Below are 24,387 nucleotides of genomic sequence, written 5' to 3'. Positions count from 1 at the left end.
TCGTAGGTCGGCCATGCTCGTCGTCACCGTCTCTGCCCTGCTCGCCGGCTGCGGCCAGGCGACGAGCCCGGCCCAGGTGGCCCCGGACGAGTACGTCGCCCCGCCCGTCATCGCCCCCGAGGCGACGAAGGTGTTCGGGGCGGACCGCGTCCAGCAGGCGTACGACGAGCTCACGGCCTTCGCCCTCGACCGGTCCTACCCCGCACCGTTCCTGGACCCCCAGGACAAGACCTACACCTACGAGGAGCTGACCTCGGGCGTGCAGGACCACCTCACGCCCTCGGCGGCCGAGGACTTCGCCCTTCAGGCGAGAGCCGCCGCGGCCGGTGACGCGGACGCCCAGGACGCGATCCGCCCCCTTGAGATGTTCCACCTTGACGAGCCGGCGTGGACGATGCCCTCGGACGGCGACCCGGTGCAGACGCAGCAGATCACCGGCCTGCACATCGGGCTGGAGGAGCCGTCGGGGTTCAGCCCCGCGCGGCTGGTCGTCACCTACACCGATACCGCCGCGCTGGAGTATCTCCAGGACGGCGCGACGGTGGACGTCGACGCGAAGAAGACGATGACCGTCTGGCTCCTGCCGTCCACGGCCCCGACCGGCCCGCGCTGGCTCATCGACCAGTACGACGGCGACATCACCATCGGGCCCCAGGCCGGCGCCTGATTTTCGGCCTCAGGCCGCCGGCGCGGTCAGTGCACCGGCTCGCTGCAGAACCGTGAGTGCCTCAGGTAGGTTCGCGAAGGCCCTCGCGACGTCGTCGGGCGTCGCGATCTTGTGGGCGTTCGCCCGCAGGTAGCCACGCAGCGCCTCGTCGAACGCCTTGGCGCCCGCCCGCTGCCGCGCCTCGATCAGGGCGTCCGCGCCCGCGTCGTACACGCCGCGGACGTAGGCCCGGTTGGGGCGGTCGAAGTCGAGCCAGAACGACATGGGCTCGCCGACATCCCCCCGGGCTCGGTCGGGGACGTCGTTGGAGGGGGCGGGGTCGCGGTCGGGGTTGTCGACCACCCGCTGGACGAAGGTCGCGAAGGACTCGTCGAGCCACGGGTGGAGCCCCTGGTTGTTGCCGACGAGGCCGTAGAACCACATGTGCGCGAGCTCGTGCGTGACCAGGCCGCCGTTCTGCTGAGGGTCGACATCGGCGAACTGCACCGCCCCGGGGAACTCGATGCCGTCGCTGACGGCCGGCAGCACGCTGATCCAGAGGTCGTCGTACGGCACCGGGCCGAGCTGGTCGCGCAGCCGCGTCAGCGAGCTGGCGATCTGGTCGGCCCAGTGCCGCAGCTGCGCCTGGGTGCCGAGCTTGGGTGCGCCGATGTGCACGGCGACGCCGTCGATCTGCTGCTCGTAGGTCTCGAGGTCGCCCACGGTCACGGCGATGTCCCGCACGGCCGGTGCCGTGAACCGGTGCGTCGTCCGCCCCGACCCGTCGGTGCGGGTGCCCTCCTGCGACCCGACGCCCAGGACGTCGAAGCGGGAGGAGGCCACCACCTCCAACGACCTCAGCTCGACGTCCTCGCTGGTGCTCACCTCGCCCACGACGGGCACCGCCGCCTCCTTCGCCCAGCCCACGCCCGGCTGCCAGGCCAGCAGCGGGTAGGCGCCGCCGAACCACGCGACCTCGTCCTCGCTCGATGTCCCGACGCGCTCGTCGGTGTCCTCACCGAGGACGAGGGAGAACGTCAGGCTCGCCTCGACGCTCGTCCCCGCGTCGACGCAGCTGGGCAGCGGCACGTCGATGAGCGTGCCCGGGGCCCCGTCCGGCGCGCCGGCGGCCTGGACGTCCGCGGGCACCCGGGTGCCGTCGACCGAGACCGTGCCCACCGTCAGGGAGTTGCCGGCCTCCGCGGTGGAGGGCTTGTTCGGCCACGCGCGGAACACCAGCTCGCAGACGCGCAGGTCGGGTGTGAACGTTACCCTCTCCGACCCTTGGACGGAGCGGAGGTCGTCCGCCACGTCGAAGCGCAGCTCGACGACGGGCCGCGACGGTGAGGGCGCGGGCCACCCGGAGGAGGTCGGGGTCGGTGCCGGCGGCTCCGGGGAGCGGGTGCACGCGACGAGCAGGAGCAGAGCCAGCAGGAGGACGGCCAGGAGCCGGCAGCGTCGCCTCATCGAGCACACGATATCCGCGGCGCCTGGGGACCCGCTGTGCGATTCGCTCGGCTCATCCGGCCAGCAGCGGGTCGGCGTCGTGCTCCGAGACGTCGAGGCCGCTCGGGCCCAGGACGGCCACGCACGCGGCGTAGCCCGCCACGGGTGCGAGGTCCTGGAGGTGGAGGCCGAGCGCGGGCTCCGGTGAGGCATGGCCCGACCCCGCCGTGGCGAGGGCCGCGGGCTCGTCCGGCGCGCTGACCGGGACCAGCGCGGGGGCCAGGGCGAGACCGTCGCCGGTGGCCTTGAGCACCGCCTCCTTCCGGGTCCACCACACGGCCAGCGCCCGGGCGCGCGCGTCGGCCGGCAGCGCCCGGTAGGCCTCGAGCTCCGTCGGGCCGAGGATCTCCTCGGCCACCGCGTCCGCGGCCGGCTCAAGCACGGGCTCGACGTCGATCCCGACGGCCGCGCCGTCGGTCACGGCGACGGCGACCCGGCCCTCGGCGTGCGAGACGTTGAAACCCACCGCCGCCCGGGCTCCGGCCCCCACGAGGCGGGGCTTGCCGTGGTCCGCGCCGCAGCGGTAGCAGGTGGTGTCGAAGCGCAGGTCGGCGGCCCGCACGCCGGTCGCCTCCGCCAGCAGCAGGCGCAGCAGGACGTGGGCGGTGACGTACCGCTCCCGGGCTCCGCCCGCGGTCAGGCGGCTGCGGCGGCGACGCTCGTCGTCGTCGAGGAGTCCGACGAGCGCCGGCTGGTCCGATGGCGTCGCCCACCACACCGCGCAACGCACCCGGGGGGCCGCCGGGACGCCGTGCCGTCGCCGCCCGGTACGGCTCATGCGGTGAGCACCGTGTCGAGAAGGTCGAGGCCGAGATCGATACCTGGCCGCTCCGGCTGCCGCAGGCCGCTGTCCGAGAACCAGTCCGGCGTCGCCTCCGGGTGCGGTCCCACGACGCCGACGACGCCCCGGCCGTACGGGGCGACGACCGCGGCGGGCAGGCCGTTGTCGTAGACGGCCAGGACGTCGACGCCGTGACCGGCAGGGTCGAGGACGAAGTACGGGCCGTCCTGGAAGTAGAGCTCGCGCGTGCGTCCCCGCCACCGGACGGCCACGAGCGCGTCGCCGTCCCCGGCAAGCGTGGCCCCCCGGGAGGCGACGTACTGGTCGGTGTCGCCGGGCAGGAGCCCGAAACCTGGGGTCTGGCCGGCGAGGTACCCGCCGAGGCAGAAGCCGAGGTAGCGGCCGCCACCCCGGACGAAGTCCCGGATCGCCGGCGCCTGCCGCCGGAGCTTGCGGTACGCGCGGGTCAGCTCCCCGCCGCCTGGCTGGGCGTAGAGGACCGCCCCGGCCAGGACCTCTGGGGAGAGGGACAGGTCCTCCTTCGGGCCGACGAAGCGCACGTCCAGATCCCAGCGGGACCCAATGAGCAGCGCGGCGACGGCTTCCGGGCAGCCGGGCAGCGACGCCGGACCCCGGTAGACCAGCGCGAGCGGGCGGTCCGGCTGCATCGTGCTCTACCGGGCCCCAGCCGGGGCGAGGGGGTGGTCGGGCGTCCGGTGGTCGGGCGTGGGCGTCCGCCGCGCGCCCATGATGAGGGTGCGCACGTGGTCGGTCACGAAGGAGAGCGCGTGCTCCAGCGGGCCCCGCTTGCACCGTCGGCTCCACAGGTTGGCGAAGGTGACGAGCACGACGGCCTGGAGCACGAAGGTCGCGGTGGGGCTCGCGGGCATGAATGGGGAGGCGAGCATGAGGAGGTGGAAGGAGTAGAGGGTCAGGGGCATGCTGCCGGCGGCGGCGAGCGGCGCCAGCACCCGCCCCGCGACCCGCCCGAGCAGGAGCGCGACGCCGACCACCGTCAGCGCGATCCCTGTCGTGTACAGCAGGTCCAGGGGCGTCGTCGAGTGCGGCGTGAGCAGGGCCAGCCACCAGGGCGACGTGGTCGGCACCGTGCCGTCTGCGCCCCAGACCACCAGGTCGGTGTACTCCACGAGCGTCATGTTGGGCAGGGCGACGGCCTCGAGGTGCTTCCAGCCACCGAGCGGGTTCAGCAGCAACCACGACGTCGCGCTCGCGGCCACCGCGAGGACGACGCCGATGACGGTGATCCGCAGGACGACGCCGCGCGAGGCGAGCCGGGATCGTCCGACCGCCATGCCGGCGCAGATGTAGGCGACCCACGGGACCGCCGGGTAGATGCCGGTCAGGGACAGCTGGCTCAGGAGCGCGCCCGGGTCGGCGAGCTCACCGAAGGTCGGGTTGATCAGGGCCGGCGTACCCAGCTCCGGGCGCACCAGGTGGCTCAGGACGGGGATGACGACCGCGGACACCAGCCCGAGGACGGCGAGGGAGCGGACCGACAGGGACAGCAGCGGGATCGCGAGCACGAACAGGATCCCGTAGTACGCGAGGATCACCGCGGCCGTGTCGAAGGGGACAACCTCGCCGAGCAGCAGCCCGATCGTCGCGATGAGAACCGCGCGGACGACCATGGAGGCGGCGGCGGCCACCCAGCGGCGGCCGCGCGGGCGCTTCTCCCGGCCCGAGGAGAAGGCGACGCCGACCCCGGCCACGACGGCGAACAGCGCCGCCGACTTCCCCGCCGCGAGGACGAAGGGCAGGGACATGGCCCCGTTCGGTCCGACGGCGGGAAGGATGTGCACGGACATCATCGCGAAGACCGCCACACAGCGGGCGATGTCGATCCCGGTGAGCCGGCCTGGTTTGGCCGCGCCGGCCCCGCGCTTGGCGGCGAGCGTGGCCGGCTCGCAGTCGTGGGGGATCGTCACCTCGGCGGCGGCGGCTGCGGCGGGCCGGGTGGTCGTCACCGGCCCGGGGCCCGGTCCCGCCACGACCTGTGGGGCCGCCGGTGTGGCGGCTCGCGTGCTCGTCGTCGACTCCTCGATGGGCGTGACCCGGAGCGGGGGCCCCCCGGCGTTCGCGGACAGGGGTGGTGCCTGGCGGCGCATCACGACGCTCCCTCATCGGTGGCCCGGTCGGGCTGCGCGGACAGGCCGGGCCGCGGGACACGCTCGCGCTTCACGGTCCGGTCGGGCTGGGGGCGCGGGCGCCGTTCGCCCGGCTGGGCGGGGATCCCGCACCACGTCGTGCCCGGCAGGAGGCTCTCGCCCTTCATCACCAGGGACAGGGGCGCCAGTGTGACGTCCTGGCCGACGACGGAGTCGTAGAGCACGACCGCCCGGCAGCCGACGCTGGACCGCTCGGAGAGGGTGATCGTGGACATCTTCATGACGCGGTCCTCAAAGAGGTGCGTCTGCAGCGACGCCGCGGTGCCGACCGCGACGTCGTCGCCGATGCGGACGAGGTCGAACTCGGTGAGGTAGGTGGTGTCCACGAGCGTGCGCCGGCCGACCTTCGCGCCGAACAGGCGCAGCACAGGGCCGAGCAGGGGCGTGCCGGCCAGCATGGCGAGCAGCACCGGGACCGCGGCGGCCTCGTAGATGCCGGTGACGAACTCGGTCCGACGCACGAAGCCGCTCCACAGCGGCTCGACCCGTGGGCGGTACCTGCCCACGACGACCCACTTGAGCGCTGCGACGAGGAGCACCACGGTCAGGCTGGCCGTCAGCGCGATGGCGGGGAGGGCGAGGACGACTGCCCACATCGCCTGCGAGGCGGCGACGAAGGAGAGCGTGTACAGCGTCGCGAAGGTGGAGAGCGCCAGGACCGAACTGGGCAGCACGATCCGGAAGAACTCGATGATGTAGCGGTTGCGGACCTGACGGCGGGACGGGCGGAACGTCTGTGCCTCGGTGAACTCGTCGTACATCTCGCGGCGCGGCAGGAAGAACGGCGGCGAGCCGAGCCACGACGTGCCCGGGGCGACGCCCGCGACGGGCGGGACCGACTGGACGCCGATGAGCGAGCCGTCACCCAGGTGCATGCCCGACGGGATGAACGAGGCGTTGCCGACGAAGGCACGGGTGCCGACGTCGGTGGCGCGGAAGGCGACGTGGCCGTTGCAGTACGTAGCGCTGCCGACGCTCGCCATGTCGGCGACGAAGCTGTCCGCCTCGAGGGTGAGCAGGTCGGGGTCGATGTTCGCGATCGTCGAGACCTCCGCGCCGCGCCCGACGCGCGCCCCCAGCGCTCGCAGCCAGATCGGCGTGTACAGCGTCGAGTACAGCGTGTTCGTCAGCTCCAGGCTCAGCTCGAAGAGCTTGTCCCCGAACCACTTCTCCATGCCCAGCTGCGAGCGGAGGTGGTGCACGCCCACCGGCGTCGCGGGCAGCGCCAGCCGTCGGATGCCCAGGATGAGCGTGCAGGTGGTGGCTACGAACAGCGGCCCGGAGCACGCGGTGACGATCAGCGCGGCCAGCTCGCCCTGCTGGAGCAGCGACCACCACACGAGGGCCACGATCGGCACGAGCGTGGCGAGCGGCATGAGCTCGAGGATCGCCAGCCCGACGGCGAAGCCGGGTAGCAGCCGATGCGGCCACGTGCGGGGCGCGAGCGTGCAGTCGGCCATCAGCTCGAAGACCGGGTCGCCCTTCGACGCCAGCGGCTTCGCCGGCGACCCGAGCCAGGTCTGGCCCGGGGGGACCGACTGACCGGACTGCAGGAGCGACTGCTCCCGCAGGATCGCGCCGGCACCGACCGTGCAGGGTCCGTGCAGGACGGTGTTCGCCCCCACCACGGCGTCCCGTTCGACCCGGATGTGCCCGATGGTGAGCACGCCGTCGGCGATGTCGAAGGCGTTGAGGTGGGCGGCATAGCTGACCGTCGCGCCGTCACCGAGGGTGAGCAGGGAGGGCAGCGGGATCTGCGCGGTACCGATGTGGCACGCCTCGCCCACGCGCGCCCCCGCCAGGCGCAGGTAGCCCGCGGCCCAGGGCGAGCCGGAGAGCATGTTCAGCGGCGAGAGGGTCATGGCCTTCTGCGCCGCCCACACGCGCAGGTGCACCCAGCCCCACAGCGGGTAGGTGCCCGCCCCCAGCCGTCGGCAGAGCAGCCGGACGGCGGCCAGCGGCAAGAGCCACCGGCCGACGAGGTAGGAGACCGGGAAGGTGAGCGCGAGCTGCTCGACCATCACGACGGACGGCTCGCCCCGGTGGATGCTGTAGACGACCGCGATGGGCAGCATGAAGACGACGAGCATCGTGTAGATCCACCCGACCTGGGCCAGGCCGAGGGTCGCCACCCGCCACCGTCGCGGCGGCTTCGGGCGCGGCGGGGCGGCCGCCTCGACCTGCGTCCCGCCCAGGGCGTCCCGCTCGAGGGAGTCCTCGTCCTGCCGCTGCGCGAGGGAGGCGACCGTGGGATGTGCGTACAGGTCCATGATCGACAGGCGCGAGTCGCTCTGCCCGGAACGCAGCCGGGAGACGACGGTCGCGGCGATGAGCGAGTGACCGCCCAGGTCGTCGAAGAAGTCGGCCTCCACCGAGATCGTGCCCGCGGGCAGATGGAGCACCTCCTCCCAGACGGCGGCGATCCGCTGCTCGGTGGGGGTCCGGGCGGCGACGTGCTCCTTGTCCCCGCCGATGAGGCGCTGGGTCTGCGGGTCGGGGAGGTTCTTGCGGTCCACCTTGCCGCTGGGCAGCATCGGGATCTCGTCGAGGACCTCGAGGTACGCGGGCACCATGTAGGGCGGCACCTTGCGACGCAGCTCGGCGTGCAGGCGGGTCAGGAGCGCGCCGTCCACGGGCAGGGACTCGTTCATCAAGAGGTAGCCGGCGAGCTCGCCTCCCGTGCCGGGGGAGGGCAGGAGCTTGACCACCGCCGCGGAGACGTGCTCGTCCTCGAGGAGGAGGTTCTCGATCTCCTGCAGGTCCACGCGGTGCCCGCGGATCTTGATCTCGCTGTCCGCCCGTCCCAGGTACTCGATCTCCCCGTCCGGGAGAATCCGTCCGAGGTCACCGGTCCGGTAGATCCTCCCGCCGCCACGGGGGTCGGGGATGAACCGGTCCGCCGTGAGGTCGGGCCGGTTGACGTACCCGCGTGCCACACCCGGGCCACCGACGCAGATCTCCCCGACCTCGCCGTGAGGCACCGGCCGGCGCGCGTCGTCGAGCAGGGTGATCGTGTAGGTCGGCAGCGCCCGGCCGATGGTGACGGGCTTGCCGGGGCGCAGCTCGGCCCACGTGCAGGTCACGGTGGTCTCGGTGGGGCCGTAGGTGTTGAGGATGCGCCGCCCGTTAGTTCCCCAGCGCTCGACCAGCTCGGCCGGGCAGGCCTCGCCACCGACGTTCACGGTGCGGATCGAGGGGATGGTCCGGTCGAGCGTCGCCAGCACCGTCGGGACGCAGTAGATCATCGTGATGGCCGCGTCCTCGAGGAAGTCCGCGAGGCCGGCGCCCACCCGGCGCCCGTCGTCGGGACCCGCCACGACCGTCGCCCCGACTGCCCAGGTGGGCCAGATCTCCTCGATGGAGAAGTCGAACGAGATCGTCATGCCCTGGTAGACGCGGTCCGAGGGCAGCACCCCGTAGATCTCCGGGATGATGCTGATGAAGTTGCAGATGCTCGACTGGGTGACCTCGACACCCTTGGGCCGCCCGCTGGAGCCCGAGGTGTAGATGATGTAGCAGACCGGGTCGCCCGACGCGGCGATGCTGGGGCGCCCCTTCGGCGCTCCGAGCAGCTCGCCGCCCACGGCATCGACGTGCACAACCCGGATGGGCAGCTCGTCGCAGACGTCCGCGAAGGCCGACGTGGTCAGCACCAGGTCCAGCGCGGAGTCCTCGGCGATGAACGCGAGCCGCTCCGCCGGCGCCGAGGGATCGATCGGCACGAAGGTCGCCGCCGCCTTCAGCGAGGCGAGCAGCGACGCATACATCTCGACCGACCGTGGGATCAGGATCCCGACGCGCGAGCCGGGGGCGAGGCCCGTGGCCAGGAGGTAGTTGGCGAGGCGGTTGGCGAGCCCGTCCAGCTCGCTGTAGCTCACGCTCCTACCTTCGCACTCGAGCGCCGTGGCGTCCGGCCTGGCGTCGCAGGTGCTCTCGAAGACGTGGTGCAACCGGGACGGGTGCGGCCCCCTCCGGTGGGTGGTGCGCGGCCTGTCCTGGACTCCCACACCCAGCGTCTCGTGGCGCGGCTTGCCTGTCTCGAAGGTGCCCGATCCCTGCCCGAGCGACGACTGTTCCGTCACGTGTCCTCCCGTGCCGTCGTCGGCACCCCAGGAGGTCCTGGAAGCCGACGTCGGCTTGGTCAGATTCGAGTCCAACACGTGTCCTACAGCGCCTGCCACGCATGGGCTGGATGAAGTCCGGGGGAAAATCGGAAGGTGGGTGGGGGGCGAGGGCGGGGGTGATTTGGGGTGATTTGAGGGTCGTCGAGGGTGTGTCCCCCGGTGGCGCCTGCGGCGGTGAGCCATAGCCGTCACCCAGTCGGCGCAGTCGGCGCAGCCGGCGCGCGGCGCTCGGCGGTCGACAGCCCACAGCCCACAGCCCCGGCTGCGGAGCTCCGCGGCGCCGCGGCTCCGGGCGCCCGGGCGCAGGTGGGCTGCGCGGCTCAAGCCCGCGGCCCGCGGGGGGCGCGTCGAGTGACACGTTGTTGCTGGGTCTGGGCGCTTGCGGTGGTGCGTTTGGTGTCAGTCGGGGGGGCGAGGTCGACCTATCCGTCCGCACGTCGCCGGCGTCGGCCGGGCAGACGGGGCGTCCGCGCCGCGTAGGCGACGTACTGCGCACCGAAGCGCTTGGTGAGGGCGCGCTCCTCGAGGAGCGACTTGGTCGTGAGGACGGCGGTCAGGACCGCCCAGGACGCCACCGGCTCGGGGCGACGGCGGAGCAGCGCCACCCCCGCGCCGCCCAGCGTCAGCCCGGTGTAGATCGGATGCCGGATGACGCGGTAGGCGCCAGTGGTGATCAACGGCACCGCCGGCGCGGGCTGCACGTGCGGGGTGAGGTGACGCCCGTACGGCCGCACGCCGGCGAGGGCGAGCGCGGCGCCCGCGGCGGCGAGCAGGACCCCCGCGGCGCGGACCGGCGCCCTCGGTCGCCACAGCGGTGGCCCGGGCCACGCCAGGCCTGCCAGGGCGACGGCCTGCGCGGCGACCAGCGTGTCTGTGCGGTCCATGTGCCTCTCCCGTGCCTCAGGTGTGGGATCAGTCGGTCAGTCAGTCAGTCGGTCGACGACGCAGCTGCTTGGTCCTGCTGCGGTTCTGCTTGGACTCGGCGCGCCGGCGCACGGCGCCCCGCGAGGGCCGGGTGGCGCGACGCGCACGGGCGGGCGGCGCGAGCGCCTCCCGCAGGAGCGCGACGAGCCGCATGAGGGCCGCACGCCGGTTCTGCAGCTGCGAACGGTGCTCGGAGGCCGCGATCGTGAGCACGCCGTCGACGAGCCGGCCCTCGAGCGCCGTCAGGACGCGTTCTCGCTGCGCCTGGCTCAGGGACGGCGTCCGGGCGACGTCCAGCGCGACCTCGACGCGCGAGTCGGTCGTGTTGACGCCCTGCCCGCCGGGCCCGCGGGAGCGCGAGAACCGCCACCGCAGCTCGCCCGGGTCCAGCACGACCGTCGAGGTCACCCGGACCGGCTCGATCATGGGCGGCGGCGCCCCCGGCGCCCGAAGAGGATCGGCACGAGCAGCCAGCCCACGAGAAGCACCGCGAGGATCCCACCGGCGGCACCGATCGCCGCGCCGCGCCCCACGACGACGTCGAAGATGAGCAGGACCGTGCCGGAGACGACCAGCGCGAGCGACACGAGGCCGCCGAGCACGGCGAGGTGGCCTGCCCGGACGAGCTCCGGCTTGAGCCGTCGCTGGAACAGGAGGCGGTGCAGGCTCACCGGCGCGATCACGAGCACGGTCGTCGCGGCGGCGAGGATGACCAGGACGAGGTAGACGACGACCTGATCCGGGGCGAGGTCGGCGAAACGGTTCTGGAACGGCAGGGTGAGCAGGAAGCCGGTGAGGATCTGGACCCCCGTCTGCGTGACGCGCAGCTCCTGGAGAAGCTCGTTCCAGTTCCGGTCGGCGCGCTGCTCCGGGCTCTCGCGACGGCCGTCGGACAGGTCGTCGTCCGGCCCCGACGCCTGCGCCAGCCTGCCGGCCCGGCCGCGGCCGTCCGATCCCTCGTCCACGACAGCTCCTCCACCCGCCCGGCCCGCGCCGGGCCGCCCCAGCATAGGCGTCGGCCGGTGTCCCGGCCCCTCGGGCGCGTGGTGCGCGACCGCTCAGCCGTTCTGCCGGTACGGGTCCGGTGCCGTGTGCCGGGCTGGCCGGACAGCTGGGCCAGACCGCCCGCTTCCAGCTCGAGGAGATCAGCCGGTACGACGACCGCGGCTCGGCCTGGTACTGGAACAACTTCCGCACGGGTGAGCACACAGGAACCCACTTCGACGCCCCGGAACACTGAATCACCGGGCGGGACCAGGAAGATATCTCCTCCGTGCCGCCGGCCCGCCTCATCGCCCCGGCGGTGGTCCGCGACGATGCGGCGAACGTGACCGCGGACCCGGACTTCCTCGTCGAGGTGGAGCACATCCGGGCCTTCGTGGACGAGCACGGGCCGCTGCACGACGGCGGCTGGCTCCTGTGCCGCACCGCTGGTCGGCCCGCGTGACGCAGGAGCAGGGGATCAACCGGAGCGAGACGGGCCCGCACAGCCCCGGCATGTCTGCGGCGTGCGCGCAGTGGGTGGCCGAGGAGTCTGCACCACCTCGCCCCGTCAGGGGCGGACCTGTCGACCGTCGTCCTCCCACCGACCGACATCGCGGCCATCCCACGCGGCTACGGGTTCACGGGGGTGACGGTGCGCGCTGTGGCGGACGTAGCCGCCGTCCGCACCTGGCTGGAGGGGACACGCTCGACCCCGCTGCTCGTCGACGCGAAAGTGGTCGGCGACGAGCCATCGTGGTGGCTCGAGGAGGCCTTCGGGCACTGAGCGGCGTCCCCGTGCCCAGCGGCGTCCCCATCGCTCGCGGCGTCCCGCAGCCCCCGGGCGTCTACGTCGCCGCCGGCTCCCGGACGACCGCCACCACGGGCGCCTCGTGGAGGACGCCGCGGCTGACCGAGCCGAGGCCGGCGAGGCCGCGGCGACCACGGCTGCCCACGACGACCATGCACGCCTGCTCGGACTCGCTCACGAGCGCGTCCACCGGGTGACCCGCGACTCGCTTGATCTCGACGGGAACCTCGGGGTACCGCTCCCGCACACCCGAGACCAGTTCCTCGACCGCCCGGGCGGTCGCCTCCGACCGCTTGCTGAGGAAGCGCTGCACGCCCTCGTCCACGAACTCTGGGCGGACGTTGTCCCCGCGGTCCGCGTGGACGACCAGCACGCCGAACCCGCGGCTGGCCGCGGTGGCGAAGGCGAACTCCAGCACGTTCGTGGCGTTGTCCTCGAGGTCGACGCCGACCACCACGGGACCGTCGATCTTCTTGGCCTCCTCGCGGACCACGACCACCGGGCTGTGGGCGTGGGAGGCGACCTTCTGCGAGACCGAGCCACGCAGCCGGCTCGCGATCCTCCCGAGGCCCCGGGCGCCCATCACGACGAAGGACGCGCGCTCCGAGGCGTTGACGAGGGCGACGTCGGGCTCCTCCAGGAGGACCTCGGTGGTGACCGTGACCTCCGGGTGCGCGGCGCGGACCTGGTTCATCGCCGCCGTGGTGATGCGCTCGCCCGCCTCGACCACGTCCGCCGCCGGCATGACCACGTCGCTGCGCACGGACGTGAGCCAGGGGAAGGCGTAGACGATGTGCACCGCGGCCTTGCGACGAGCGGCCTCGTTCCCGGCCCAGACGAGGGCCCGTTCCGCCTTGCCCGTGCCGTCCACGCCGACGACCACCGCGCCGTCGGGGAATGTCGGGGATGTCATGGCACAACCTCTCTCCTGGGCGCCCGTGCCCGTCGTCGAGATGCCTGCTGCGAGCGGGTGACCGCCGTGAGGCAAGGTTGGCACGCGGGCGGGGCGCTGACCAGACACCGGCGACCCGACGGCGGCCCCCCGCCGGCCGCCCGGTGGCGGTGCAGGGCCGGCGGCCGGGCGGTGGCGGTGCAGGGCCGGCGGCCGGGCGGTGGCGGTGCAGGGCCGGCGGCTCAGCCGATGCGGCCGCCGAAGGGCAGCAGGTTCGTCTCGTACATCGGGACCAGCTCGACGACCTTGCCGGGCGAGGGTGACTGGAGTCGCATGTGCTTCCCGGTGACGGGGTCCACGCCGGCGTACAGGGCGTTGTGGTAGATCCCCGACGGCTCGCCGTCGCTGGACCAGAACACGATGTCGCCGGGCTGCAGGTCTGCCAGCGCCACCCGGGTCGTGGAGGCCCACTGCTGCCTGGTGGTGCGGGTCAGCTGGACACCGGCGTTCTCGTAGGCGCGCATGACCAGCCCCGAGCAGTCGTACCCGGTCGGGTCGGCGCCGCCGTACCGGTACGGGACACCCAGCTGGGTCTGGGCCCAGGCCAGCGCGCGGACCCCCGCGCCGCGGCCGGCCGGCGGGGCCGAGTACGCCGCCGCGATCCTGGCGATCTCGCTCCCCGCCACCGCGGTGGCCGCCTGCGCGGCCACGGCGCCGCTGACCGCGCCGGGCCCGCCGACGACGACGATGCTCGCGGGACGGAGGCGGACGAGCTCTGTGCGCACGGCGGCCGGGAGGCCGGTGGGGGCGACGAGCAGGACGGGCGCGCCCGCCGTCGCGGCCGCCGGGGCGCCGGCCAGGGCGTCCGGGAACCCCGTGCCGCTGGCGAGGTAGACGACGTCGGCTCCCGTGGTGAAGCTCGCCTTGGAGATCGTCGCCGAGGTGGCGTAGCGGTCCGCCCCGTCCAGGCGGGTGACGCCGCCGCGGGTGTACGTCCCCAGCTGGGTCTTGACCGCGGCGCTGACGGCGCCGGTGCCGCCGAGGACGACGACGCGCCCCGGCTTGAGGCGGACCAGCTCGGTCCGGACCGCGGCGGGGATGCCGCTCGGCGGGACGAGGAGCACCGGCGCGCCACCCATGCCGGCCACGGGCGCCCCGGCCAGGGCATCGGGGAAGTCGGTGCCGCTGGCCACGTAGGCGACCTTCACCCCGGGGGCGAAGCTCGCCTCGGAGATCGTCGCCGCCGTGGCGTAGCGGTCCGCCCCGTCCAGGCGGGTGACGCCGCCGCGGGTGTACGTCCCCAGCTGGGTCTCGATCGCGGCGCTGACGGCGCCGGTGCCGCCGAGGACGACGACGCGCCCCGGCTTGAGGCGGACCAGCTCGGTCCGGACCGAGGCGGGGATGCCGCTCGGCGGGACGAGGAGCACCGGCGCGCCACCCATGCCGGCCACGGGCGCCCCGGCCAGGGCATCGGGGAAGTCGGTGCCGCTGGCCACGTAGGCGACCTTCACCCCGGGGGCGAAAGTCGCCTCGGAAATCGTCGCCGCCGTGACATACCGGTCCGTCCCCTCCAGCCGGGAGATCTCGGCCGTACCCGCCGCGGTGGCACCGGCCCCTACGGCCGGGACGGCCATGGCGGTGACGGCGACGACGACTGCGGCGAGCGCCGCGATGACGGGACGAGCTCTCACGGGGGCGTGCCATTCTGCTGGACGGACAGGAGTCATCCACCACATCGGCAGGCGGCGTCGAAGGTGAACCGGTTCGGGGCAGTGAACCGGCCGGTGCTGGACGGGAACCGGCTCGCGGTTGGATCGCCGTCGCGGCGATGTGGTTGTCTGCCGGGGTGACAACGACGGCGAACCTGACCCGGGCCGAGGCCCGCGACCGCTCCGCCCACCTGCGGGTGAGCGACTACCACGTGCGCCTGGACCTGAGCGGCGCGCCCGACCCGGCGCGCGCCACCTTCCCCTCGGTCACGACCGTGCGCTTCACGTCCTCGGCGCCCACGACGTTCCTCGACTTCCTGGGCGAGGTCCGGTCCGTCGTCGTCAACGGCCGGTCCCTCGACCCGGCGGAGGTCTATGACGGCGCCCGGGTGCTGCTCGACGGCCTGGCGGGGGACAACGTCGTCACGGTCGAGGCCGACGCGCTCTACTCACGCTCGGGCGAGGGCCTGCACCGGTTCGTGGACCCCGTGGACGGGCAGACGTACCTCTACACCCAGTACGAGCCGGCGGACGCCCGCCGCGTCTTCGCCGACCTCGAGCAGCCCGACCTCAAGGCCAGCTTCACGTTCGAGGTCACGGCGCCCGCGGGCTGGCACGTGCTGTCCAACCAGCCCGTCGCCGTGGTCGACCACCTCGGGGACGCCGCGGGAACCGGTGACGCCGTGAGCCGGTGGACCTTCGCGCCGACGCCGCCGATGTCCACCTATCTGACCGCCGTCGTCGCCGGGCCCTACCACCGGGTCACGGGCGGCTGGCGCGGCCCGCTGCCGGACGGCGGCGAGCTCGACGTCCCGCTCGGCGTGCTGTGCCGCGCCTCGCTCGCCGAGCACCTCGACGCCGACCGCATCCTCGAGGTCACCCGTCAGGGCCTGGACCTCTATCACCGCGAGTTCGCCTACCCCTACCCGTGGGGCAAGTACGATCAGGTCTTCGTGCCCGAGTACAACCTGGGCGCCATGGAGAACCCGGGCTGCGTCACGTTCACGGAGTCCTACGTCTTCCGCTCGGCGGCCACGCGGGCGCAGTACCAGGCGCGGGCGAACACGATCCTGCACGAGATGGCCCACATGTGGTTCGGTGACCTCGTCACCCCGCGGTGGTGGGACGACCTGTGGCTCAAGGAGTCCTTCGCCGACTACATGGGCGCCCACGCGTCCGTGGCCGCCACGGAGTTCTCCGACGCGTGGGTGTCCTTCGCGAACCGCCGGAAGGCCTGGGCGTACACGCAGGACCAGCTGCCCACCACCCATCCCGTCGTCGCGGACATCGCCGACCTCGAGGCGGCCAAGCAGAACTTCGACGGCATCACCTATGCCAAGGGCGCCTCCGTCCTCAAGCAGCTCGTGGCCTACGTGGGCACCGAGGAGTTCTTCGCAGGCGCCCGCGAGTACTTCGCCGAGCACGCCTTCTCCTCGACGACGTTGGAGGACCTGCTGCGCGCGCTCGAGAGGACCTCGGGGCGCGACCTGACCGAGTGGGCGCGCCTCTGGCTGCAGACCGCCGGCACGTCCACGCTGCGCGCCGACGTCGTCCCCGACGGCGACCGCATCGGCCGCCTGTTCCTGCACCAGGACGCGGCGGACCCCGTGACCGGGGCGAGCGTGCCGCGCCCGCACCGCCTCGCCGTGGGCCTGTACGCCCTGCAGGAGGATGACGGCGGCACGAGGCTCGTGCGCACCCGCCGCCTCGAGCTGGACGTCACCGGCGCCGCCACCGAGGTGGCCGAGGCGGCCGGGCTGCCGCTGCCCGCGCTCGTCCTGGTCAACGACGACGACCTCACCTACGCCAAGGTCCGGCTCGACCCCACGAGCCTGGCCACCGCGACGGACCACCTCGGCGCGCTGACCCAGACGCTGCCTCGCTCGCTCGTCTGGTCGGCGCTGTGGAACGCCACGCGCGACGCGCTGCTCCCGGCGGCGGACTACCTCGCGCTCGTCCTGCGCCACGGGGGCGCGGAGACCGACAGTGCGGTGCTGGCGGGCCTGACCCTGAACGCCGTCGTCGCCGTGGAGCGCTACGCGCCCGCCGGCCGGCGCGCCGCCCGCCGCGCCGAGCTCGCGGACGGGTCCTGGGCGCAGCTGCGGGCGGCCGCCCCCGGCTCCGACGCCCAGCTCGTGTGGGCGCGCTCGTTCGCGCGCGCCGCGGCGACCGTCCCCGCCGCCGCGCCCCGGGTGCGGGGGCTGCTCGACGGCACGCTCGTCGTGCCCGGACTGCCCCTGGACCCCGAGCTGCGCTGGTCGCTGTGGCAGTCGCTCGCGTCCGTCGGCGCCGCCACCACCGAGGAGCTGAACGCCGAGCTCGTGCGCGACCCCACCGCGGACGGCGCCACGCAGCACCTCGCCGCGCTCACCGCCCTGCCCGACCCGGCGGTCCGGGCGAGCGCGTGGGCCACCCTCATGCGCCCCGGCGGCCTGACCAACGACCACGTGGACGCCACGATCGCGGGCTTCACCCAGCCGTTGCACGCCGAGCTCACCGCCCCGTATGCCCCGCGCTACTTCGACGCGCTGCGGCAGGTGTGGGCCGAGCACTCGATCGAGATCGCGGGCCGGCTGGTCAGGGGCCTCTTCCCCGGGCACCAGGACGCCACGCCGGGGCAGGAGCCGGAGGAGCACCCGGTCGCGCGCCTGGCCGCCGCCTGGCTGCAGCAGAACGCCGACGCCCCGGCCGCGCTGCGCCGGCTCGTCGTCGAGGCCCACGACCACCTCCTGCGCGCGCTCCGCGCCCAGCTCGCCCCCGCCCTGGGCGCCGAGCGGTGAGGTGCCCCCGCCATGGGCGCCGAGCGGTCAAGTACTGACATTCATAGGAGCATCTGCGGGGGGCGGTGACCCGGCACGTACGGACCGCGCCCCGCGGTGACGCGGCCGCCGCTCGGGTTGCTGCAGCGGCGCGGGGCACGCACGATCGCCCGGACTGACCCGACGCGCCAGAACGCTTCCGGAGCTGGCACATGGCCCCCACCCGCACCCTGCTCATCGTGCTGGCGGGCGGCGCGGGCAGCCGTCTCGACCTGCTCACCGTGCACCGCGCCAAGCCGGCGCTGCGTTTCGCCGGATCCCACCGCCTCATCGACACCCCTTTCTCGAACGCCCGTAACAGCGGCCTCGACGACGTGTGGGTCGTCGAGCAGCAGCACCCGACGTCGATCAACCGCCACCTGGCCGGCGGCCGGCCCTGGGACCTCGACCGGTCCCGGGGTGGCCCGATGCTCGTCGGCCCGCACCTGGGGGACGAGAAGGAGGGCTGCCACGAGGGCACCACGGACGCCCTCTGGCGCCAGGCCGGGCTCATCAGGTCCCACGGCGCCGAAGTCGTCCTCGTGGCCTCCGCCGACGTGCCGGTGCCCGCCGGCGGGCGCCACGAGGACGGGTAGGCGACTGCGAGGACTTGACCTGTCAGCACCTGCACCTGCACCTGCACCTGCACCTGCAGGGGGGTCAGGCGCGGCCGACGCCGGCCGGGTCCCCGATCTGGGCCAGAAGGTTCTCGGGCACCGGCTCGTAATGGTCGTGCACGGCGCGGTAGTGGCCCCGCCCGGCGGTCAGCGCCCGCAGGTCGACGGCGTAGCGCCGCAGCTCCGCCGTCGGCACCACGGCCTCGATGACCTCCTCGCCGCCGCCGCCCCCGCCGGTGTCGACGACGCGGCCCCGGCGCGTGGCGAGGTCGGCGAGCACGTCCCCCTGGCTGGCGGTGGGCACCGTGATGGTCGCCGCCGACACCGGCTCGAGCACGATCGAGCCGCCCTGGCGGAGGGCCTGGGCGACGCCGAGCGCGGCGGCGGTGCGGAAGGCCATGTCCGAGGAGTCGACCGAGTGGTACTTGCCGTCCACGCACTCGACCCGCAGGTCCGTCAGGCGGTGGCCCCGCGGGCCGCCGGAGACCATCGCGTCCTCGACCCCGCGTTGGACGGCGGGCATGTAGTGCCGCGGGATGGCGCCGCCGACCACCGAGTCCACGAACTCCAGCCCCGCGCCCCGCGCCGCGGGGCTCACCCGCAGCTGCGTGACGGCGAACTGGCCGTGCCCCCCGGACTGCTTCTTGACCTTGCCCTCCACCTCGACCGGCGCCGAGATCGTCTCGCGGTACGGCACGCGCACCGCCTCGGTCTCCACCTTGACGCCGAACTTGCGCTCGAGGCGCTCGAGGGCGACGGCGAGATGGGTGTCACCGACCGCGGTGACGAGGGTCTGGCCGGCCTCGTCGTCCTGGTTGACGACCAGGCCGGGGTCCTCGGCGCACAGCCGCCGCAGCGCCTCGGGAAGCTTGTCGTCGTCGCTCTGGGTCAGCGGCCGCACCGCGAGGGTGTAGCCCGCCGCCGGCGCGGGGAGCGGGGCCAGGCTGACCGGCCGCCCGGGCAGGGCCAGCAGGGACCGGGTGGGTGAGGCGGCGAGCTTGGCGACCCCGCCGAGGTCGCCCGCCACCACCTTCGTGGTCGGCACGTGCTCCTTGCCGCGGAGGAAGAAGAGGCCGTGGAGGCGCTCCTCGGACTGCGTGGTGGTGTTGACGAGCTTGTCGTCCCCGCGCAGCGTGCCCGAGAGGACCTTCAGCAGCGAGACCTGGCCCACGAACTGGTCGGCCATGGTCCGGAAGACGTGGACGAGCGGCTCACCGGCCGGGTCAGCCGGCACGGGGGTGGCCCTGCCGCCGACGAGCACGGTGGTGGGCCGCTGCGCGGGGGAGGGGCCCAGCTCGCAGATGAAGTCGGCGAGGCGGTCGACGCCCACGCCCGTGGCGGCCGAGCCGACGAGGACGGGGAACACGAGGCCGTCGGCCACCTCCCGCGCCAGGGTGCGCTGGACGTCCTGCGCGGACAGCGTCTCCCCGGCGAGGTACCGCTCGAGCTGGTCGTCGTCGCCGCTGACGACCTCCTCGACGAGCTCGTCGCGGCGCCTGCGCTGCTCCTCGACCTGGTCGTCGGCGACGGGCACCGTGCGTCCCAGCCCGTCGGCGTCGTACTCGCGGGAGCGGTCGAAGAGGAGGTCGACCACGCCGTGGAAGGACTGCTGCGAGCCCACCGGCAGCTCCAGCGCCACGACGCCGGCGCCGTACGTGTCCCGCGCCTGCGTGATGATCCGGTCGTAGTCGGCGGACGGCTTGTCCTCCTTGGTGACGAAGACGAGGCGCGGCAGGCCGAGCTCGGCGCAGCGCGCCCAGACGCGTTCCGTGCCGGGCTGGGGGCCGTCGACGGCGCTGACGACGACGACGGCGAGATCCGCGACGGACAGGCCCGCGTCCACGACCTGGGCGAAGTCCTCGTGCCCGGGGGTGTCGATGAGGTTGATCTTGCACGTCTGCCCGTCCGTCACCGTCCACGTCATCGAGGCGATGGCGAGGGTGAGGGTCGACCGGCGCCGGACCGACTCCGGCTCGGCGTCGAGGACCGACGTCCCGTCGTCGACGCGGCCCAGCCGGCTCGTGGCGCCGGCGCGGTGGAGCAGCGCCTCGCCCAGCGAGGTCTTCCCGCTGCCGGCATGACCGACCAGCACCACGTTGCGGATCGAGGTGGTGGCGACGTCGTCCATGGGCACACTCCTCGTCGAGCAGCTGCCCCGCTTGCTGCGGCCTGCTGCCGCGGGGCCGGGATATGTCCAGGATCCTAGTTGGCATCCGGCGCCGGGATGTAGGGCTCCGGGCGGGAAACCTCCCGCATCTGCGAACGGGGCCGCGGGTCGTGCCGGGCGACCCGGGACCATGGTCACTTCCGCCGGCGGCGTCGCTGGGGCAGGGTGGACCACGAGCCGACGACGGCGTCGCGGCTTCCCCGGGAGGCGGGCCATGGGGACAAGAGTCTTGGTGGCGTACGCGAGCAGGCACGGGTCGACGGCCGAGATCGCCGAGGCGGTCGGTGCGGTGCTGCGCACCTCCGGACGGGACGTGGACGTCCTGCCCGTCGCGGACGTCATCGACCTGCGCGCCTACGACGCCGTGATCCTCGGCAGCGCCATCTACCACGGTCAGTGGATGGCGGAGGGTCGCAGCTTCCTGCGGCGGATGGAGCGCCAGCGCCCCGGGGGCCCGACCTGGCTGTTCAGCACCGGCCCCACCGGGGAGCACCCGCACGACGGGGCCGTCGCGGCGGCGCTGTCGGCCCCCGAGGCGGCGCGGGTGCCCGGCGACCTGGCCGCCCTGGCGCAGCGCGCGGGCGTGCGGGGGTACGTGATGTTCGCCGGCAAGGTGGGGGAGGAGGCCACGGGCTTCCTGGAGCGGTGGAAGACCCGCGGGGACTGGCGCGACTTCGACCGGGTGACGGCGTGGGCCGTGGCGATCGACGCGCAGCTGCGGGCGGCGTGAGCGCGCGGGCGGTGTGCGGCACCGCACGCCGGCGGAGGCGTGTTCATGGTGGCGCGCGCCCCCCGCGCGTAGGAGGGTGGCCGGGCACCACCGCCGCATGAGGAGAAGACGTTGGGTTCGAAGAGCTGGTCCACACAGACCGAGCTGGGCAAGATGTTCGCGCTGACGGCCCGCGAGGTCGGGCAGCACCTGACCGAGCTCGGGCTCAAGGAAGGTGCCAGCGCCGCCGAGCGCGCCGTCTCGGACGGGCTGGCCAAGGACGCCAAGCTTCGCGACGGCACGGTGTTCTACGTCTGGCACACCGAGCGGGTGGGCGCCCTCCTCGACGGCCGAGGGCTGACCCGCTCCACCCAGGCTCCGGCCGCGGCCGCCAGGGGGCGGGGCCGCGCGGCCGCCGAGCCCGCACCGGCGCGCTCGGTCGCCGGCTACGGCAAGGTCGTCGCCACCGACGGCTCCGCGCTGGGCAACCCCGGGCCGACCGGGTGGGCCTGGGTGGACCAGACCACCGGCGAGACCGGCGCCGGTGGCCTCGAGCACGGCACCAACAACATCGGCGAGCTGCTCGCGCTGCTCGAGGCGCTGCGGCACGCCGGCCCCGAGGTCGACCTGCTGGTGCGGGCCGACTCCCAGTACGTCATCAACATCGCGACGAAGTGGGCCAAGGGCTGGAAGCGCCGCGGCTGGCTCAAGGGTGACGGGAAGGTGCCCGAGAACCTCGCGCTCGTGCAGGCCATCGACGCCGAGCTCGGCGCCCGGACCGGGCGGACCGACTTCGAGTGGGTGCGCGGGCACGCCGGGGACGAGCACAACGAGCTCGCGGACTCCCTCGCGGTGGGGGCCGCCAAGGAGGCGCAGGCCGCGAGGCGCGTCGCGCGCTGACCCCCGCTGACGCCGTCAGCGCGCCCCCGGCCCGCTGACGGCGCACCGCGCCCCCCGGCCCGCTGACAGCGGCGCGCCACCGCCGGCGGCGCGCCGTGCCCCGGCTCAGGCCTGCGTGGTCCTGAGCCGCCCCGGCCCCCGACCTGCTCAGGCGAGTGCGGGCATGACCTCGCGCTCGAAGAGCTCGATGCCCTCCGTGTCGTACGCCGCCTCCGGGAAGTAGAAGATGCCGTAGCTCAGGCCCGCCTCGCGCAGGGCGGTGAGCTTCTCGACGATCTGCTCCGGAGTGCCATAGGCCGGCAGGTCCTTGAATCCGTGAACCTGGCGCTCGACGTCGTCGGCGCTCATGTGGGGGCTCAGCCGCGCCACGAGCGCCTCGAGCCGCCCGGCGACCTCAGCCTCGGTGCGTCCGATGGTCACGTTGTAGTTGGCCGACCGGGTGATCTGGTCGAAGTCGGTGCCGACGGCGTCGCAGTGCTCGCGCAGGACCGCGCTCTTGTGCGTGAAGCCCCCGAGGGTGCCGACGAAGTTCGTGTACCGGGCGTGCTGGGCGGCGATGCGCAGCGTGACCTTCTCGCCGCCGCCGGCCACCCACAGCGGGACGCCGCCTGGTTGGAGGGGGAGGGGCCGGCAGATCGCGCCGTCGACGTCGTAGTGCTCGCCGTGGAACGTCGCCTCGCCCTCGCGCCACGCCTGCTCGAGAATCTGGATACCCTCCTCGAGCATCTTCAGGCGCGCGCCGGCGCGGGGAAACCCGTAGCCGTACGCCCGCCACTCGTGCTCGTACCAGCCGGCGCCGATGCCCATCTCGAGGCGGCCGCCGCTGACGTGGTCGACCGTCGCGGCGACCTTGGCCAGGTACATGGGGTTCCGGTAGGCCATGCAGGTGCACATCTGCCCCAGGCGGATCCGGTCGGTGCTCGCGGCCAGAGCCGCCATGAGCGACCACGCCTCGTGCGTGGCCTCCTCGCTCGCGACGGGCGTGGTGTGGAAGTGGTCGTAGACCCACAGCGACTCCCAGAGGTCGCCCGCGTCGGCGCGCCGTGCCAGGGACCTGATGGTGGGCCAGTGCTGGGAGTCGTCGATACCGACCAGGTCGAACCGCCAGCCCTGGGGCAGGAAGAGGCCGAACCGCATGCGAGGAGTCATGACGGCAGCCTAGGGAACTTCGCCGACCCCGTCCGTCACGGAAGGTTTCCGGCGCGCCCGGCGCGCCCGGCGTGCCCGGCGTGCCCCGCATGCCCGGGCCCGGTGCGCGCGGCGGCGCGGCGTCTCGCGCGGGCGCCGGCCCATCGACGCACCGCGAGGATGACGAGCACCAGGACGACGACCACGACGGCGGCGACGAGGACCGGCAGCAGCACCGAGACCACCACGAGCGCCACCGAGGAGACGTCCTCGAGCGTGGAGGCCACTGGCGCGCCCGTGCCCGCGGTCGTGGCGTTGACCACCGGGCGCGCCGCGGCCTTGACCGTGTGCGTCGTCAGCGCGAGCACCACACCGAGGACCACGGGCACCCACTGCCAGTTCTCCAGCAGGGTGGACGGGTCGGTCACCGCGGTGGTCCGGGAGGCCGACCCGGCGGCGAAGACCATGCCGCCCGCCGTCGGGCGCACGACCGTCTGAAGAACGTCGTTGACGGTGTCGACCACGGGCACCTTGTCGGCCACCACCTCCACGAGCAGCAGCACGGCCAGGATCGCCAGGGCGGGCGTGCTCTCGAGCCACTGCCACCCGGCGGGAAGCGTGAGCAGGTCGGAGAACCGGGACAGCAGCCCCAGGCATATCAGCGGGATGTAGGCGTTGAGGCCCGCGGCCATGGCCATCCCGGACCCGGTGAGCAGCTCGAGCACGGTGCCAGGGTCCCACGCCCCGGCCGGGCGCGTCGCCCGCACCCGGGCGTGCCCGCGCCCCCGTAGGGTGTGCAGGTGAGCACGCAGGCCCCCCGGGAGAGCACGTCGTCGGCGATCTCCTCCCGCGTGTGGACCCTGCCCAACGTGATCTCCGGCGGCCGGCTGCTGCTCGTGCCGGTCTTCGGGGTCCTGATCTTCACCGAGCGGGACGTCGCCGCGCTGGTCGTCCTGGTGGTGGCGGGCGCCACCGACTGGTTCGACGGCGTCATCGCGCGCCGGTTCAACCAGGTCTCCCGCCTCGGGCAGCTCCTCGACCCGGCCGCCGACCGGCTCTACATCTTCGTCAGCCTCGTCGGGCTCGCTTGGCGCGACGTCGTGCCCTGGTGGCTCGTGATCGTCATCGCCGGGCGCGATGTGGTCCTCGCCTGCACCATGCCCGTCCTGACCCGGCACGGCTACGGGCCGTTGCCCGTGCACCTCGCCGGCAAGGCGGGCACGTTCGCGCTCATGTACGCGTTCCCGCTGCTCCTCCTGGGCAACGTGCCGAGCGTCGTGGGCGACGTCGCCTGGACCTTCGGCTGGGCGAGCGCGCTGTGGGGGGTCGGCCTGTACTGGTTCGCCGCTCTGGTCTATCTCGAGCAGGTCCTGCGCATCTCCCGCCAGGACCGCCCTGGCGTGAGCGCGCGATGACGCCCGCGACGCCGCGCCCGTCCGGGCCCCCCGGCCCGCCCGCACCCTCCCGCCCGCCCGCACCCTCCCGCCCGCCCGGACGGCGGCCCGACG

The 24,387-nt window shown here is 73.8% G+C and carries 22 protein-coding genes; 9 read left to right on the top strand and 13 right to left on the bottom strand.

Going from position 1 to position 24,387, the window contains the following annotated elements; translation table 11 throughout:
* Positions 1 to 13: 13 nt before the first annotated feature.
* A complete protein-coding gene (locus EJK16_RS07820) occupies positions 14 to 667 on the top strand; it encodes a hypothetical protein (RefSeq protein ID WP_127127917.1) in 654 nt (217 codons plus the stop codon).
* Positions 668 to 676: 9 nt separating this feature from the next.
* Here EJK16_RS07820 and EJK16_RS07815 read toward each other — a convergent pair whose 3' ends face one another.
* From EJK16_RS07815 to EJK16_RS07780, 8 genes are all read right to left on the bottom strand, one after another.
* Positions 677 to 2,113 (bottom strand): M1 family metallopeptidase, encoded by a 1,437-nt coding sequence (locus EJK16_RS07815; protein ID WP_164737231.1) that lies wholly within the window; start codon positions 2,111 to 2,113, stop codon positions 677 to 679.
* 52 nt (positions 2,114 to 2,165) lie between these two features.
* The gene (locus EJK16_RS07810) at positions 2,166 to 2,930 is read right to left on the bottom strand and encodes a 4'-phosphopantetheinyl transferase superfamily protein (RefSeq protein WP_127127913.1); all 765 of its coding nucleotides are present in this window, start codon (positions 2,928 to 2,930) and stop codon (positions 2,166 to 2,168) included.
* Positions 2,927 to 3,601: a BPL-N domain-containing protein gene (locus EJK16_RS07805; RefSeq protein ID WP_127127911.1), complete on the bottom strand. Its 675-nt coding sequence runs from the start codon at positions 3,599 to 3,601 to the stop codon at positions 2,927 to 2,929. Before EJK16_RS07805 ends, EJK16_RS07810 begins: the two co-directional genes overlap by 4 nt.
* 6 nt (positions 3,602 to 3,607) lie before the next feature.
* A complete protein-coding gene (locus EJK16_RS07800) occupies positions 3,608 to 5,059 on the bottom strand; it encodes a heparan-alpha-glucosaminide N-acetyltransferase domain-containing protein (protein WP_127127909.1) in 1,452 nt (483 codons plus the stop codon).
* The gene (locus tag EJK16_RS07795) at positions 5,059 to 9,126 is read right to left on the bottom strand and encodes a Pls/PosA family non-ribosomal peptide synthetase (RefSeq protein ID WP_255411475.1); all 4,068 of its coding nucleotides are present in this window, start codon (positions 9,124 to 9,126) and stop codon (positions 5,059 to 5,061) included. The genes EJK16_RS07800 and EJK16_RS07795 overlap by 1 nt, the downstream gene beginning before the upstream one ends.
* Positions 9,127 to 9,665: 539 nt before the next feature.
* On the bottom strand, positions 9,666 to 10,127 hold the full coding sequence (locus EJK16_RS07790; RefSeq protein WP_127127905.1) for an isoprenylcysteine carboxylmethyltransferase family protein: 462 nt from the start codon (positions 10,125 to 10,127) through the stop codon (positions 9,666 to 9,668).
* A 40-nt stretch (positions 10,128 to 10,167) separates the two neighbouring features.
* Positions 10,168 to 10,593, bottom strand: coding sequence for an alternative ribosome rescue aminoacyl-tRNA hydrolase ArfB (gene arfB / locus EJK16_RS07785; protein WP_127127903.1), 426 nt, complete (start codon positions 10,591 to 10,593; stop codon positions 10,168 to 10,170).
* The gene (locus tag EJK16_RS07780) at positions 10,590 to 11,132 is read right to left on the bottom strand and encodes a DUF6328 family protein (protein ID WP_240645844.1); all 543 of its coding nucleotides are present in this window, start codon (positions 11,130 to 11,132) and stop codon (positions 10,590 to 10,592) included. The genes arfB and EJK16_RS07780 overlap by 4 nt, the downstream gene beginning before the upstream one ends.
* Positions 11,133 to 11,251: 119 nt before the next feature.
* Here EJK16_RS07780 and EJK16_RS19830 point away from each other — a divergent pair, with 119 nt between their 5' ends.
* The 3 genes from EJK16_RS19830 (at position 11,252) to EJK16_RS20420 (ending at position 11,935) form a co-directional block, all read left to right on the top strand.
* The gene (locus EJK16_RS19830) at positions 11,252 to 11,407 is read left to right on the top strand and encodes a cyclase family protein (RefSeq protein ID WP_205739635.1); all 156 of its coding nucleotides are present in this window, start codon (positions 11,252 to 11,254) and stop codon (positions 11,405 to 11,407) included.
* Positions 11,408 to 11,614 carry a cyclase family protein gene (locus tag EJK16_RS19825; RefSeq protein ID WP_370275988.1) on the top strand — a complete coding sequence of 69 codons (207 nt, stop codon included), beginning with the start codon at positions 11,408 to 11,410 and terminating at the stop codon, positions 11,612 to 11,614. It abuts the gene before it with no gap.
* Between the two features lie 198 nt (positions 11,615 to 11,812).
* Positions 11,813 to 11,935, top strand: a complete 123-nt coding sequence (locus EJK16_RS20420) for a hypothetical protein (protein WP_255411473.1) — start codon at positions 11,813 to 11,815, stop codon at positions 11,933 to 11,935.
* Between the two features lie 61 nt (positions 11,936 to 11,996).
* Here EJK16_RS20420 and EJK16_RS07770 read toward each other — a convergent pair whose 3' ends face one another.
* Positions 11,997 to 12,872, bottom strand: a complete 876-nt coding sequence (locus EJK16_RS07770) for a universal stress protein (RefSeq protein WP_127127901.1) — start codon at positions 12,870 to 12,872, stop codon at positions 11,997 to 11,999.
* Between the two features lie 221 nt (positions 12,873 to 13,093).
* Positions 13,094 to 14,542, bottom strand: a complete 1,449-nt coding sequence (locus EJK16_RS07765; RefSeq protein WP_164737230.1) for a cell wall-binding repeat-containing protein — start codon at positions 14,540 to 14,542, stop codon at positions 13,094 to 13,096.
* A 155-nt stretch (positions 14,543 to 14,697) separates the two neighbouring features.
* On the opposite strand from EJK16_RS07765, the gene pepN reads away from it, so the two are divergent.
* A complete protein-coding gene (gene pepN, locus EJK16_RS07760) occupies positions 14,698 to 17,340 on the top strand; it encodes an aminopeptidase N (protein WP_240645843.1) in 2,643 nt (880 codons plus the stop codon).
* A gap of 191 nt (positions 17,341 to 17,531) precedes the next feature.
* On the top strand, positions 17,532 to 17,954 hold the full coding sequence (locus tag EJK16_RS07755; RefSeq protein WP_127127895.1) for a sugar phosphate nucleotidyltransferase: 423 nt from the start codon (positions 17,532 to 17,534) through the stop codon (positions 17,952 to 17,954).
* A 64-nt stretch (positions 17,955 to 18,018) separates the two neighbouring features.
* Here EJK16_RS07755 and EJK16_RS07750 read toward each other — a convergent pair whose 3' ends face one another.
* Entirely contained in the window at positions 18,019 to 20,103 is a 2,085-nt protein-coding gene (locus EJK16_RS07750; protein ID WP_127127893.1) for an elongation factor G, read from the bottom strand.
* A 253-nt stretch (positions 20,104 to 20,356) separates the two neighbouring features.
* Here EJK16_RS07750 and EJK16_RS07745 point away from each other — a divergent pair, with 253 nt between their 5' ends.
* The gene (locus EJK16_RS07745; protein ID WP_164737229.1) at positions 20,357 to 20,872 is read left to right on the top strand and encodes a flavodoxin domain-containing protein; all 516 of its coding nucleotides are present in this window, start codon (positions 20,357 to 20,359) and stop codon (positions 20,870 to 20,872) included.
* 111 nt (positions 20,873 to 20,983) lie between these two features.
* Positions 20,984 to 21,751, top strand: coding sequence for a ribonuclease H (locus EJK16_RS07740; RefSeq protein ID WP_240645842.1), 768 nt, complete (start codon positions 20,984 to 20,986; stop codon positions 21,749 to 21,751).
* Positions 21,752 to 21,898: 147 nt separating this feature from the next.
* Here EJK16_RS07740 and EJK16_RS07735 read toward each other — a convergent pair whose 3' ends face one another.
* Together EJK16_RS07735 and EJK16_RS07730 are read right to left on the bottom strand one after the other, a co-directional pair.
* The gene (locus EJK16_RS07735; RefSeq protein ID WP_127128079.1) at positions 21,899 to 22,888 is read right to left on the bottom strand and encodes an LLM class F420-dependent oxidoreductase; all 990 of its coding nucleotides are present in this window, start codon (positions 22,886 to 22,888) and stop codon (positions 21,899 to 21,901) included.
* Positions 22,889 to 22,935: 47 nt separating this feature from the next.
* Positions 22,936 to 23,604, bottom strand: a complete 669-nt coding sequence (locus EJK16_RS07730; RefSeq protein WP_127127889.1) for a DUF4126 domain-containing protein — start codon at positions 23,602 to 23,604, stop codon at positions 22,936 to 22,938.
* A gap of 75 nt (positions 23,605 to 23,679) precedes the next feature.
* On the opposite strand from EJK16_RS07730, the gene EJK16_RS07725 reads away from it, so the two are divergent.
* Complete coding sequence (locus EJK16_RS07725; protein WP_240645841.1) at positions 23,680 to 24,294, top strand: CDP-alcohol phosphatidyltransferase family protein; 615 nt, start codon at positions 23,680 to 23,682, stop codon at positions 24,292 to 24,294.
* The last annotated feature ends 93 nt before the right edge of the window (positions 24,295 to 24,387 follow it).

Origin of the sequence: Georgenia sp. SYP-B2076 (assembly GCF_003991205.1) — a bacterium.
Lineage (GTDB): Bacteria > Actinomycetota > Actinomycetes > Actinomycetales > Actinomycetaceae > Georgenia.
This window is presented reverse-complemented; position numbering and strand designations above follow the sequence as displayed.